The organism is Candidatus Poseidonia alphae (assembly GCF_943787815.1).
Taxonomy (GTDB): Archaea; Thermoplasmatota; Poseidoniia; order Poseidoniales; family Poseidoniaceae; genus Poseidonia; species Poseidonia alphae.
Genome location: NZ_CALSNW010000001.1, coordinates 373,379 through 386,819, shown reverse-complemented (window position 1 = coordinate 386,819; position 13,441 = coordinate 373,379). Strand labels below are relative to the sequence as shown.

Below are 13,441 nucleotides of genomic sequence, written 5' to 3'. Positions count from 1 at the left end.
GGATTGAAGTTCAAGCATCCGAGGTTTTTGATTCAAAGTTCAACACGATTTGACCGCTTGGGGAAAAGGCAACCACCGGCAAAAATCCGTCGTGAGGTGTTTTCTCAAGAGACTTGATGATGTTGTTCACCGAATCAGCAGGTAATCGGACTGCGAACCCTTCCTTTGTCATGAGAAGGCCAGAGTGGGCTGGTTCTGGTTCTGGTTCTGGTTCTGGTTCTGGTTCTGGTTCTGCTGGCGGAGTTTGAACGACGGAGTCAGGAACTTCAGCAACCTCTTCTATGGGATCTGCTGAAACTTCATCTTCTTCCTTGGTTTGTTCAACTTCGGCGACGACTTCCTCTGCCTTCTTTTCTTCTTCCACTGCTTTAACAGCGGGTGTTCCCCCTTGTTCTACGGTTGGTGCAGGCGCGGGCGCGTCATCGGGCAACATCGCTTGATCGTAGATGCCTTCCGTGTTGGTTCGTTGCATGAAGAGGAATCCAAATCCAAGAGCTAGGATACCCATCAACACAACTCCGATGGCTCCGAAGAGATCGTTTTCAATGGTTGTAGTGAACAGGAACGAGGTCAACACAGAACCGTATCCACCGATTCCACGACGCCATCGTGCATCGTTTTCTTCGCTGAATCCCTGAATGCCCAGAATGACGAGGTAAACCGTAATGGCGATGTAGGCAAATGAATCCAAGTCAATGGCGTCAAAGGCCAAGAAGAGGCCAACTACAGAGTATGCGACTCCAGCAATACCGAGACGGTCCATGAATTGGAAGAAACTGTCATTTGACTCCCATTCCACGTTTTCCCAATCGTAGACCAGATCATCCTTGTTGGACAACAGGGTAAACATGATTCCTTGGAAGGCCAAGATGGCCCCTCCCATCGTCGCGTGAAGTTCGCTATCGCCAACGTTTCCTTGAATCATGATGTTCACTGCTGCAAAGGCGAGAAGCGGTGGGAACAACAGAAGGCTGGTTGTCTGTCCTTTCTTGAATGTAGAATATCCAATCATCATGAGAGCGATGAGTGGGCCAATTCCGTAGAATATTTCGTAACTGATGAGGAAACCAATGCTTGCAATTTGTTGGCTCAAGAGTGCTGTTGTGTCTTGTGTTTTTTGTTCATTCTCATCATCTGCATCTGCCTTGAATAAGATATTGGCTTGATGCATGATTGCAAAAACCACACCGTTCAATGCAGCGACGAACCCACTCCATGCCCACGCATTCTCGGCATTGATGTTTGTAAAACTGTCACTGTTATCGAACCCAATGAAGAGGGAAAAGAACAGAATGCCCAACATGTAAGGCAAAGCAGTGCTGTTCTCCGTGTACCAGAGGTAGGACATGATGAGGTAGGTGATGATGGTCGGCAACCAATATCCGTCGGGAAGAACCGACAAAAAGGCGAGCCCCAGCCAAAGCAGAGCCAAGAGTTCTTGATATCCACCCGAGCGTTCTGAATCACGATACATCGTAAAGAGCATGAGGGTCATGTGAACAGCAACAAAGATTCCCGATAGCGCTGCAAACGGTCCAAGATGCATATCTCTCAGGTAATTCTCAATGTCTAAGGGTAGCCCTTCTAGGATTTTGTTGGTGATTCCCACTCTTGAGAACCAATCGTTTTCCATGATAAGGACCGCAAATGGGGCAAATAAGGCGGTTCCGTAATGTCGATGTTGAACCGTTCGGTACATCACAAGGAAGAGGATTGGAACAAATAATAACCCTCCAGATGAATCCAATGTTGCCAGGATCAGCAAGAGAACGTATGCTGTAGCGTCAGCATAAAAATTCAAGCCTTCTTCGTCAATTCCTCGCTTTGAGATAATTGCGTTGACGATGAGGGGGGCAGAAACAAGGAGAAGGTCAAGTAAAATCCCTGCAATCAACATCTTTCCAGCAGGAATGTGGTAGTAGGCAACATCTTGCAGTTCAATGGCCACTGGAAGCGCAATGGCTACGAGTAGGCCAACTCCTGCAGCTCTGGTCTTTGAATCAATTCGTTCCATTTGATAAATTTCCCAAACCAAGATTCCCACGGGTATGGCGATGAGGAGAATCCACTGCGGTTTGTTGACGTAAGCAGTAACGGATACAATACTCAACGTGAACAGAAGGAGGGAGCAGAGCAACGAAATTCGAGCAAGCGGAGTCCACATCTTCTCAAGAAGACTGTCCAATGTTTTCTCCTTTTCTTCTGCCGGTGCTACCCAAGAGTTTGTTTCAGAGTCATATGAGGGGGTGTTTAAAGACCCTTGATCCAACCAAGCAAGCAATGACCCAAGGTCGAATTCCTTTGTTGCAATGATTCGTGAGAGTGAATAAAGAGCTATGCCCAATATGAGGAATTGCGGTTCGAGACCGTCCGGTGAAATCTTATCAAAGATGTCGCCAGGAGGCAATTTCAACTTGTCGAACAATCCCAATAAAAGGATGATGAGTGAAGTGAAACCAGCCGAAAGAGTCAGTTCTTTGCGGTTACTGAAATCTTCTTCATCGCACTTGAGAGCGATGTCGATGGTGAGGTAAAACATGTATCCGATGAATAACCACGGCATAAACCACTCTGGGTCAAGAATCGCTCGAGAGCATACAACGGTGCCGAGCAAACCAAGCGAAACTGGGATGGTGATTTTTTCTTGTCGTCGGCCCATTTCTGAGATGATGACGATGAAGATGGGCAAAACGATGTGAAGGATGGTCCCACCGAACGTTTCTTTTGGAGTGATTTCATCAATGACTCCTCCGAAGTCTGTGAGTAGATAGGACACTCCAAACGCAAGAACTGTGATGTTAACCACCCATTCTCTAGCGACCTTTGAGATGAACAGCATGTACGGGATCATCACGATGCTCAGCGTCCACGGGACGGTTGAGGTTGCGGTTGGAAGTGCTACTAAACTGACGGCAAGCCCAATCGGCATCCACGGGACGCGTTGTTGCAATACCGCAGGGAAATATGCAAGGAGCATCATGCACCAAAGAACAACGGGGAGGGATACATAGGACGTCAACGATGAATATTCAGCAGACCTAAACGGGCCAAGAATGAGGTTCAAATCTCCTGAACGAGTGACAAGGATCGCCACTACAACCTGTCCTACGAGGAAAAACGAGGCTCGTTCCATCACTTCTTTTCGTAGATCGCTACGAGCAGCGTAATAGCCCTGCAAAGCAATGATGAAGACCATCAGTGAGAGTGCTCCTCCTTTTTCGGCATCGGGGACATCATTCAGCAATTCATAGACAAGCGGGACGAGCCCAGAGGCGAATGCAACAACTCCGAAGTTGAGAGCCTTGTTTGAACGCAGAGCCATTTCCATCGAAACAATGGAGATGGCAATGATACTGATTCCGAGTTCGTAACTAACGACATTCCCGGACCAGCGTATCCAAGGCCCCACTCCCGCCAAGAGGATCGCCATCGGCGCGTAGGTGGCGACACCCCATCCAAATCCGGTATCGCCGGAATATCTTTTGAGGAGGCGGAAATGACCGAAGGTCAACAAGATACATGTTGCCAGTTGGGCATAAATTCCGTTCGCATTGGGGGCCCAGTCCGTCTCGGTGTATTCGGTCAGGGTTTCCGAACCAACTGAGTTCAAATGTTCCTGTCATGACTCCCATCATGTATCGTGTACCCCACAAGACTCCAATGGTGGAGAAGAAGAACGCAATACCAAGGAAGTAATTGTGGATGTCATACAGTTTGTGGTCGTTCTTTTTACTCTGCAGTTCAATGATGCCTATGGAGACTAAAAACGAAGCTAACCCTCCGATGAAAAGAACAAGGAAATTGTCGTTTGTCGCCTCTTCATCAAATGCAACGCTAAAGATTCCCCCCCATATTGCGAGGAACCCGATTCCCATCATCACGCCCTGAGAGAGTTTCAACATCAGCATGTCTTGACTCTGTTTTGCTGCATTTGGCCCAACCGTAACAATGGGCGCTAGGGGTTGGGGGGTCGTACTGGACAATCCACCTTGATAGGGCGATGCGGCTTGAGCCGTAGGTTGGGCCATTGGAGCTTGCGTTCTTTTTGGGGCTCCTTGATTCGCTCTGCGTGGTGCTGCCATGTCAATCGATATTTTTTTCCTTCAATAGGTCTTAAAATTTCACCCGTGGATTTGGACAAAGTACGGATTTGACACCTCCAGAGATTGCCTTCGGTTGACCTCGTTGAGGTCGTGCCACATGTTCCCAATGGGTTCAAAAAGACCACCTGCTTGGAATTAAGTGTTGAGCCTATGCTAATCAAAAAACTTCTGAGCGCATTTTGTCTAACGTTGATGCTGCTTCCAACTTTGGCCTTGGCCACCCCCATCCAAATTGAAACTGAATCTTCCGTTGAAGAAGGATGGTGGATTGAGACCACGGTCGACCAAAACAAGAACTCCATCGGAGACATGGTGGAATTTCACAAAGACAATCCTGTTTTCCTTGATGAAGACAACACTCTGCCGTTGATCATTGACTTTGACCACACGCCATCCACTGACGAAATCGCATTGTTGGAACGGGAAGTTGGTTATGTGCACCAATGGGAATTGACACACATTGATGCGCTGGCTGGCCGCGTTCACGTTGATTTGATTCGCGAGACCCTCAACATTCCAGGAGTCGTCATGATTGAACTTGACAGCATTCTCACCATTCAAAACGGGGATGCAGCTGTTCTGCACGGCGTTGACATGGCTTGGGAAGAAACTGGTTACGATGGCTCCGGTGTAACCGTCGCCATCATCGATACCGGAATTGACGGCGCCCACGCAAGTCTGGACGACCTCGACGATGATAACTCAACCAATGACCCGAAGGTGATTGGATTTTACGACCCTGTGAATAACCCTACCCTTACCAACGGTACAGAAGTGTTCCCATACGACGACCAAGGACACGGCTCTCATTGTGCGGGTACAACTGCAGGAACGGGCGCCCCTAACTACGAGCACGTCGGAATGGCTCCACAAGCAAACCTTGTTGGCGTTAAGGTCCTTGATGCAGGGGGTTCGGGTTCCTTCGCAACCGTAATGGCAGGCATGAAATGGACCGTAGACAACCGTTACCAATTCAACATCCGCGCTGCTTCAATGAGTCTTGGTGGCCCGGGCCCAATTGAGTGGACCTCCTCAGAAGAAGACAGTGTTAACCGGTACGCCAATGAAATGGTGCGCTCGGGAATTGCGCTTTTCATCGCTGCTGGAAATACAGTCGCTTCGGGGCAAATTGGAACGCCAGGTTCTGCAGAAGACGTCATTACCGTTGGCGCTCTTGACAAGAATTCAGCCATTGCAATTTATTCAAGCCAGGGGCCCACCGAAGAAGGGCGTGTCAAAGCCAAACATTGCTTATGTTGGCTCCAACGTCATGTCTGTAGCCTTCAACACCGGTGACCAATATACGGACATGTCGGGAACCTCAATGGCAACACCCGGTGCTGCTGGTGTTTCGGCGTTGATGTACCAAGCCAACCCGGACTTATCACCGTTTGACATTCGCAACATCATGCAAGAAACCGCAACCTACCGTCTATGCTCTTACATGTTTGCAAACGAACCTTGCCCTGAAGATCTTATTCCAAAGAACCGTCAGAATAACGTCTACGGTCACGGAGAAGTTCGTGCGCTTGATGCTGTTATGGAAGCGGCAGAACAGGATTATTCCTTTGATAACAGTGTGACTCTCGCTATGGAAACTTCTTCTGGACCTGATAATCGCGTACACATGACCAATGGCGATTCACTTGAATTCACCATTACAGAGGGCGTTGAAACCATTCAATGGCGAAGCAACCATTTGCTTGACGATTGGACGAACATTCATTCATACGAGCATACAGAGGCTTTCGAGTTAGAGGTTATTGATATCGTTCATGAAATTGAGCATCTACCTGGTGTAGAACTCCAAGGGAATCATACCATCTCCATTCGTGGTCTCATGGAGACTGGCGAAACAAATTTCTCCTCAACCCCAATCATTACGGCAGACATTATGCTCATGGATGTTAGCAAAGACGCAGCGATTGAAGAAAGCGATGGAATGTTTTCCGGAAGTATCGTTCTGGTCGGTATTGCTGGAATGATTATCGGTGTGATATTGGTCCCTCTGGTCATGCTCGCTCTCAACAAATCAGAAGATTCTATTGAAGTTGAACGGTTCAAGTGGTCCGATGCAGTTCCAGACGAGGACATTGAAGCGATCTTGGTCGAAGAAGCTAAACTTCAATGATGCCTTCAGGCAGAAGCGGCTTCCCATCGTTTCAAGATCTCTGCGGTATCGTCCATTCTGCCTTCATGAAGGTAGGTGACTTCACCATCGGCGTTGACAAAGACCACAGATCCCGGCTTGTCAATGCCGAGACTGATTCCCGCCTCATGCCCTTTCATGAAGGCATATGTTGTCAGGCTGACTCCGGTTGCTTCCCCATCATCATCGTGAGCATCAGCAGATTCATGCCATTCTGAGAGGGTCACGCCAGTTGCATTTTCGGCAGGGTCGGTGGACATGACCAAGACTGGAAGTTCTGCTTGAGCAGACCATATGGCGTGCATGGTGGTGAAGCATGGGCTGTTGCACCATTCAGCAGAAAACACGACAATGTAGGCGCTACCTTCCATTCTTGTGTTGTCGTAGATCTCATTGTTATCCGCAACAGAAGAGAATACGGGGAAGGATTGCGATTCCTCTGTTTCTTCGGAGGTACAACCTGCAAGAGAACTACTGAATAAGAGCATGAGCATCATGAAGGCAAATTGTTTCATAGATGGTATTGGCCACTGCTCCTTATAGAAACCTTTCCGGTGCTGTTGGATGCAATAAAGCCATATGGGCGGTCGTTTAGCGCTCTTCATGAAACAGTGGGGCACGACGTATGTGTGCATTTTCTCTTTGTTTTTATTGCTCCTTCCAACAGGCGTTGGAGCACAAGATTCAACTCCTGTTTGCGGAACCGAAGGAGACTCAACCATGGACCGAGTGGGCTGCTTGGATACAGACGGAGACGGATGGTCTGACCCCGATGCTTCATGGAACGCTTCAATGGGGGCTGATGCTTTTCCCGACAATGAAAGCGAACACCGTGACCTTGACGGTGACGGCATCGGTGACGAGGCAGACCCTGATATGGACGGAGATGGGGTTGGGGATGAGGTTGATGTTTGGCCTGAGGACCCTGTTATTTGGTCTGACGGCGACGGCGATGGATATGCAGACCAAAGCATGCACCCGCTGTCCGACAATTGCCCTTACATCTACGGGAAGAGTCGTATTCGCTTGAAGGGATGTTCAGACCTTGATGGAGATTTCATGCCAGACGTGTACGATGATGATGCCGATGGCGATGGCATACGCAATGAAATGGAACGGTCAGCCTCGTCGGGCACCATTCTTTACGACCCGTACAATGCGCAATCTACACCCTTGGACTCCGATCAAGACACCATTCCCGATGTCTTGGACCATGACAACGACAACGATGGTTGGCCTGACGATGTAGAGCTTGACCGAGGTTCAGATATTTACGATGAGGATGAAACGCCCTTCACACTTTACTTTGGCCTCAATACCGGCATTTTCTATGCGGGAGGTTTGACTGGTGAATCGTTCAGTCTCGAATATCACGCCGACAGCATGGAGTTCTCTGTTTCCGGCGTCATGGAAATAGTGTTTGAGGAACTGGTCATCCCGCTGCTGTTGATTCCAGTTTATTTTGGAGTTTACTTTTCTCGTCGAAACGAGTTTATGCGTTGCTTGAATCGTATTGAAGAGGCCATGACCATCGAGGAATTGAATGTAATAGAAAAAGTTGTGAATAATTTCGTGAAAGAAAGGAGAATCAAGGTTTACCACGGTTTAGTGCTTCGAAATGCTTTGGAAGAAGCGGAGTCCGATTGTAGAAACCCTACGGCGAATTCAAAATGGCTTCAAGAAGAGTAAGCAAAGGGTTTTTTGAAACATACCGCCCCGAATTATCAAAGAGTGGGACGCCAACGGATGGACAGGGACGAGCATGGTTGGCAAAGAACACATCACAATGACCCCTCCTGCAACCAGCGAACGTTGGTCGGGTGTTGTTAACGGACGGCCGGTCGAAGTTCTTGCACCCTCGAACGCAGTACTGCTTGATGTTTTGAGAGATAAAGTCGGCACCTTGGGTGTGAAACGTGGATGCGATCTTGGCACCTGTGGATGCTGTACTGTCATGATTGACGGCGTTCCAAAATTGTCTTGTTTAACACTTGCTGGCCAAGTAAAAAACAGTGAAATCCTGACCGTCGAAGGCCTATCAGAAGGCGCACACCTCACTCCAATTCAGACCTGCTTTGCAACACATGGAGGCTCTCAGTGTGGATTTTGCACGCCAGGTTTCATGATTGCTTCTCAAGCATTGCTGAATGTTAATGACAACCCGTCTCGGGATGAAATCGCCGAAGCGATTGAAGGAAACCTATGCCGATGTACCGGATACCAACAAATTATTGATTCCATCGAGGCGGCAGCGGTTCTCCATCGTGGCGAAGGAGAAGCGCCCTCTCCAGCCAGTGACCCTCACCCGGACCCACATCCATCAGGGCCCGAAGACCCAACGATGCCTCCAGGGCACGCGAAGTGATTGTTATGGGAAGCTATCGTCAACAACCTGGCTCTGGCAAAGGTAGCCAGCGAAAAGATGGCAAGCGCGTCGCAGGAAAGCAGGTTTTCCCACCTCCCGGCTCCGGTGGCTCCGACCCCGAGATGCGTCCACGCGACTTGGACTTCATTCCCGAGACTGTTGGCGGACGCGAGCCAAAACCAGCAGGCGATCACATACACGACCGGGACCGGACCGGTACTGCCGTTGGAAAGCCCATGGCGCTGGTTGACTCGAATGCAAAGGTCACCGGTCAGGCATGGTACGGTGACGATGTTCGCCTTCAAGGTGAGGCCATTGGAAAAATTCTACGTTCGCCTCACCACTATGCGAGAATCAAGTCCATTGACACCACTCGAGTTGAAGCCCTCCCCGGCGTTCTTGCTGTTGCTACCGGAGAAGATGCTCCAAACCGATTTGGCGTCCTCCCCGTCACAAAAGACGAGCATGCTATGGCGGTTGACAAGGTTCGCCACGTCGGTGATTTGGTGGCCTGTGTGGCTGCTGTTGACGAAGCTACCGCCATTGAGGCCCTTTCTTTATTTGACATTGAATGGGAACTTCTCGAACCGGTGTTTGACCCAAAGAAAGGTCTAGAGGACCACGATGAACCGATTCACTGGCGGGGCAAGTATCACCTCGCACGAACCAACGTTCAGAAAAGAGTGTTCCAAGAATTCGGTGACCGTTCGTTGGTCAAATCCCCTCATGCTGCCTCGCACGGCTCATGGACCATGGCCGGTGTCCATCATGGATTTACTGAACCTCACGCTGTTGTGGCTCATTGGGACCCAAACGGTCGTTTGCAACTGTACACTCCCCAGCAAGTCCCCCACTACACTCATCGAGCCCTTTCAACGGTTCTCGATGTCCCCATGCATCAAATCAACGTCGTGAGAACCTTTGTCGGCGGCGGTTTTGGAGGGAAGTCCGATCCTTTCCCTCACGAAATGTGCGCTGCGATCCTGGCTCGTAAGGCGGGCGTTCCAATTCGAATTACCTTTGACCGTGAAGAGGTCTATTGGATTAACAGAGGCCGCCATCCGTCTCATATCGATGTGAAAATGACGGCTGACACGGAAGGACGAATTTCCGGCTTTGACATTGACGCTCTTATTGACGGCGGTGGCTTTGCTTCCTTCGGCCACGTCACCTCTTACTACAACGGCGTGCTTGCGACTGCTCCGTACGAATTGGGCTCCTTCCATTACACAGGTGCTCGCGTTTGGACCAACAAACCAGCATCTGGAGCAATGCGGGGCCACGGAGCCGTGAACACCCGCTGCGCTGTAGAAGTTGGACTGGATGAAATGGCTGAGCAAATGGCTGTTGACCCCATCGACCTCAGGTTAGCCAACCTGCTTCCTCCGCACAGTCGGACCATCAGTGGATTCCGCATCACCTCAAACGGTATGCGAGAAGCACTAACACGCGTCAGAGAAGGTTCGGATTGGGACAATAAATTCCGACAGCTTCCGCTCGGTAAGGGAATCGGAATTGGTTGCGGTTTCTTCATCTCTGGTTCGGGACTCCCCATCCATTGGGACCCAAAGAATTTCCCTCATGCTACCGTCCACATTCAAGTCGATATGGATGGAGGCGTTACCGTTCACACCGGTGCAGCCGATATCGGTCAGGGATCAACAACAGCAATCGCCCAAGTTGTGGCCGAAGTTCTCGCACTTCCTGTGGAAATGATCCACGTGCGAAGCCACGAAAGCGATACGAGTCCGGTTGATTTGGGTTCATACTCCAGTCGCGTCACCTTCATGAATGCGAACGCAGCCATTCGTGCTGCTATCGGCATTCGTGACCAATTGCTCAAGGCAGCATGGGAAATGCTCGGATACCACCCCAATGTATTGGTTCTCAATGACCGAAGAATCTACTACAAACACGACCCTGCAGTCGGCGTGTCGTATTTGCAAGCCTTGCACAAGGCACAGGAGGATACAGGCGCACTCATCGCTCGAGGGGCGTACCGTTCACCGCCAATGGGTGGCGTTCACAAAGGAGCAGCAGCGGGGCTGGCTCCAGCCTATTCGTTTTCAGCCTACGTTGCAGAAGTTGACGTTGACGTTGAAACCGGTAAGGTTTCTTGCACCAATGTTTGGGCCGCTCATGATTGTGGAAAAGCATTGAATCCGCTTGCCGTACGAGGACAAATTATTGGTTCCTGCCATATGGGATTGGGCCAAGTTCTCTCTGAGAAGATGGTTTACGGACGAACTGGACACCTTCAAAATGCAAATTTGTTGGATTACAAGATTCCTTCGGTCCATGAAATGCCTCATGTAGAACCCATTATCGTTGAATCCAGCGACCCCGAGGGGCCGTTTGGTGCAAAGGAAGCCGGCGAAGGACCTCTTCTACCGATTCTGCCAGCGGTTGTTAATGCAGTATACGATGCAACAGGTATCCGGATGCGAGACCTTCCACTCACTCCCGATGTTGTCTACAAAGGGATTGAGAAGCATCTGAAAAAGCACGACATCGATGACCCGTTGGACCTCATACCCCCCACGCTCACCCACGGCCCCTTGCAGGAGCAACTCATAGAACGTGCAAAAGAACACGAAGTCCGTGACCGTCTGCGTCAACGCAGTGAGGACACTTCTGCCTACGTGAACGGAGTTTTGTTTGGTTTTGACCCAAACCGCCCTCTCAGTGAACAAGTTGAAGGATGGAGGGAGGCAGATGAACCGCTTCCTGAACAACTTGCTGAACTCGGATTTGCCGGTCGTGCTTGGCTCAAAAAAGAGCAACGACACATGGAGGATGATGCTTGATGTTGATGCCTCCGTTTGAACTTCATCACCCCGAAACCGTGGAGGAAGCCTGCGCCCTTGCGGCCGCTCTGATGGAACAAGGGCACGCCTTCGATTGGGTCGCTGGAGGGACGGACGTCTTGCCCAATTACAAATGGCGCATTAATCCGAAGCCCCACGTGATTTCCCTCGCGAGCATCCAGGATGCGTTTGCACTCTCTCCGTCCGAAATTGGATGCATGGTCTCTCTGGACACCTTGGTGGCTTCAGAGCATGCCCACCCACTGCTGCGACAAGCTGCTGCAAAAGTTGCCTCGTCATTGATTAGAAAAAGTGCAACAGTTGGTGGAAACCTTTGCCTTGACACCCGATGTTTCTGGTACAACCAGTCCGAGGATTGGCGCCGTTCAATCGATTGGTGTCATAAAGCAGATTGCGGCACCGGAGCAGATTGCAGAGTTATACCGAATCAGAACACGTTGTGCGTAGCGACCTATCAAGGCGACCTTGCTCCTAATTTCATGGTCCTCAACGCCTCGGTTCTGATCGTCGGTCCTAACGGTGAGCGAACGGTTGATGTTGCTTCTTTTTACCAACTGGATGGGATGAAGAAAAACGTCCTTGAAGAAGGAGAGTTTTTACTCAAAGTGATGCTTCCAAAGGACGCCTCCAAGCGAGAAGGCTGTTATCAAAAACTACGTGTGAGGGAATCATGGGATTTCCCAGAGGCCGGTATTGCTGCTTCATGGATTCCAGGCAAGGCCGACACGCTTCAAATCGCAAGCACTGCGCTCGAGTCAATTCCCAAAGAACATTCAGAACAAATTTCGCAACATCTTGAAGAAAACGATGGTCTTATCGATGTGAAAACAATGGCCACCAGTATCCAAAAATCGGTGAAGCCTGTTAACAACACCGCCCTGCCTCCTCGATACCGCCGCTCAATGGTCAAAACCCTTACGAAACGGGCCTTAAAGGGCATCATGAAGGAGGACTGAAGCCATGCGGAACACGTACCTGGTCCTTCTGGCATTTGTTCTGTCCTTGACACTGCCGCTTTCCTCGGCCCAGGAATTCAATCCCCCCTCGTGGGAATTGGGGTGGGATACCGATATGGATTCAACCTATCTTGTGGATTTGGAAGATGATTGGGACCTCACAGGAGAACTTGTCTTCTACATTAACAACGAGCAAACAGGGGAATTGAACATTGATATGACGTACGATTACGATGAGGATGGACCCTTTGATTTTGATGGGCCAGATTCGGTTTCCGTTGGTGGCTCTTCAAACAAGTCGTTTTCAATTTCAATTTCCGGCGCAGATGCAGAAACCGTACGGGCTTTCTCGCCTTCTTCCTCGATTAAACTCACCGTTCTCGCCCAAGAAACCGTTGGAGAGACGCCCGTTCGGGACAATGAGATCGAGGGCGACATCAGTACGCCACGCATGTATCAACTTCTTCCAGAAGTACAACTTCCAACCGATACGCTGTTCTCGGGTTCTTGGGTTGATTTTACCCTTGAAGTGAGCAATCTCGGCAACAATCAAGACGCCATCACATCCGGCGAAGCCACCATTAGAAGTTGCCCGCACCTTTCTGTGACCGGCCTTGACTCCTTGGAAGGGACCGTCGTTGCCGTGACCGATGAAAACGGCACGGGAGTTGTATCCTTCACGTTGCGCCTTGAGGCAACCAGCAGCCATCAGGAGCGGACTTGTGAGGTCTCAATCTCCATTCTGTCTGAGGGTGATGGAACAACCCGCTCATCGACCATGAACGTCAATGTTGAAGCTCCGCAATCTACGGATAATTCTGGCGATTCCAGTGATGATACGGCAAATGACGACAAGACATCCACAGGTTCGGAATCAATGCCGGCGTTGTCCTTGATTGAAATTTTCTTCGTGTTACTTCTTACATCGTGGTTTTCCCTACGAAGTCAACGTGAATTTCTTTGAATCGCCTCTTTGGCTTCAAAAAATGTAATATTTCAAGCCTTAGAGCATTTTTTCAAAAATATTGAGGACTTATTTT

The 13,441-nt window shown here is 49.8% G+C and carries 10 protein-coding genes; 7 read left to right on the top strand and 3 right to left on the bottom strand.

Translation table 11 applies throughout. The annotated features are described in order from the left end of the window. Positions 1 to 10: 10 nt before the first annotated feature. Positions 11 to 3,430 carry a hypothetical protein gene (locus AAA857_RS01740; protein WP_338172447.1) on the bottom strand — a complete coding sequence of 1,140 codons (3,420 nt, stop codon included), beginning with the start codon at positions 3,428 to 3,430 and terminating at the stop codon, positions 11 to 13. Then, entirely contained in the window at positions 3,372 to 4,082 is a 711-nt protein-coding gene (locus tag AAA857_RS01735) for a hypothetical protein (protein ID WP_338172445.1), read from the bottom strand. The genes AAA857_RS01740 and AAA857_RS01735 overlap by 59 nt, the downstream gene beginning before the upstream one ends. A 171-nt stretch (positions 4,083 to 4,253) precedes the next feature. On the opposite strand from AAA857_RS01735, the gene AAA857_RS01730 reads away from it, so the two are divergent. Together AAA857_RS01730 and AAA857_RS01725 are read left to right on the top strand one after the other, a co-directional pair. Further along, entirely contained in the window at positions 4,254 to 5,399 is a 1,146-nt protein-coding gene (locus AAA857_RS01730) for a S8 family serine peptidase (protein ID WP_338172443.1), read from the top strand. Then, a complete protein-coding gene (locus AAA857_RS01725) occupies positions 5,335 to 6,234 on the top strand; it encodes a S8 family serine peptidase (RefSeq protein ID WP_338172441.1) in 900 nt (299 codons plus the stop codon). The genes AAA857_RS01730 and AAA857_RS01725 overlap by 65 nt, the downstream gene beginning before the upstream one ends. Before the next feature lie 5 nt (positions 6,235 to 6,239). Here AAA857_RS01725 and AAA857_RS01720 read toward each other — a convergent pair whose 3' ends face one another. Next, positions 6,240 to 6,767 (bottom strand): hypothetical protein, encoded by a 528-nt coding sequence (locus AAA857_RS01720; RefSeq protein ID WP_338172439.1) that lies wholly within the window; start codon positions 6,765 to 6,767, stop codon positions 6,240 to 6,242. An 88-nt stretch (positions 6,768 to 6,855) separates the two neighbouring features. On the opposite strand from AAA857_RS01720, the gene AAA857_RS01715 reads away from it, so the two are divergent. The 5 genes from AAA857_RS01715 (at position 6,856) to AAA857_RS01695 (ending at position 13,365) form a co-directional block, all read left to right on the top strand. Then, a complete protein-coding gene (locus tag AAA857_RS01715) occupies positions 6,856 to 7,941 on the top strand; it encodes a thrombospondin type 3 repeat-containing protein (protein ID WP_338172437.1) in 1,086 nt (361 codons plus the stop codon). A 73-nt stretch (positions 7,942 to 8,014) separates the two neighbouring features. Then, positions 8,015 to 8,617, top strand: coding sequence for a (2Fe-2S)-binding protein (locus AAA857_RS01710; RefSeq protein WP_338172435.1), 603 nt, complete (start codon positions 8,015 to 8,017; stop codon positions 8,615 to 8,617). Between the two features lie 5 nt (positions 8,618 to 8,622). Further along, positions 8,623 to 11,424: a xanthine dehydrogenase family protein molybdopterin-binding subunit gene (locus tag AAA857_RS01705; RefSeq protein WP_338172433.1), complete on the top strand. Its 2,802-nt coding sequence runs from the start codon at positions 8,623 to 8,625 to the stop codon at positions 11,422 to 11,424. Then, positions 11,424 to 12,401 (top strand): FAD binding domain-containing protein, encoded by a 978-nt coding sequence (locus AAA857_RS01700; RefSeq protein ID WP_338172431.1) that lies wholly within the window; start codon positions 11,424 to 11,426, stop codon positions 12,399 to 12,401. Before AAA857_RS01705 ends, AAA857_RS01700 begins: the two co-directional genes overlap by 1 nt. A 4-nt stretch (positions 12,402 to 12,405) precedes the next feature. Beyond that, a complete protein-coding gene (locus tag AAA857_RS01695; RefSeq protein ID WP_338172429.1) occupies positions 12,406 to 13,365 on the top strand; it encodes a hypothetical protein in 960 nt (319 codons plus the stop codon). Positions 13,366 to 13,441: the final 76 nt, after the last annotated feature.

Coding starts and splice junctions, on each gene's coding strand:
- AAA857_RS01740 (WP_338172447.1), bottom strand. CDS start 3,430: ATGGCGATCCTCTTGGCGGGAGTGGGGCCTTGGATACGCTGGTCCGGG.
- AAA857_RS01735 (WP_338172445.1), bottom strand. CDS start 4,082: ATGGCAGCACCACGCAGAGCGAATCAAGGAGCCCCAAAAAGAACGCAA.
- AAA857_RS01730 (WP_338172443.1), top strand. CDS start 4,254: ATGCTAATCAAAAAACTTCTGAGCGCATTTTGTCTAACGTTGATGCTG.
- AAA857_RS01720 (WP_338172439.1), bottom strand. CDS start 6,767: ATGAAACAATTTGCCTTCATGATGCTCATGCTCTTATTCAGTAGTTCT.
- AAA857_RS01715 (WP_338172437.1), top strand. CDS start 6,856: ATGAAACAGTGGGGCACGACGTATGTGTGCATTTTCTCTTTGTTTTTA.
- AAA857_RS01710 (WP_338172435.1), top strand. CDS start 8,015: ATGGTTGGCAAAGAACACATCACAATGACCCCTCCTGCAACCAGCGAA.
- AAA857_RS01705 (WP_338172433.1), top strand. CDS start 8,623: ATGGGAAGCTATCGTCAACAACCTGGCTCTGGCAAAGGTAGCCAGCGA.
- AAA857_RS01700 (WP_338172431.1), top strand. CDS start 11,424: ATGTTGATGCCTCCGTTTGAACTTCATCACCCCGAAACCGTGGAGGAA.
- AAA857_RS01695 (WP_338172429.1), top strand. CDS start 12,406: ATGCGGAACACGTACCTGGTCCTTCTGGCATTTGTTCTGTCCTTGACA.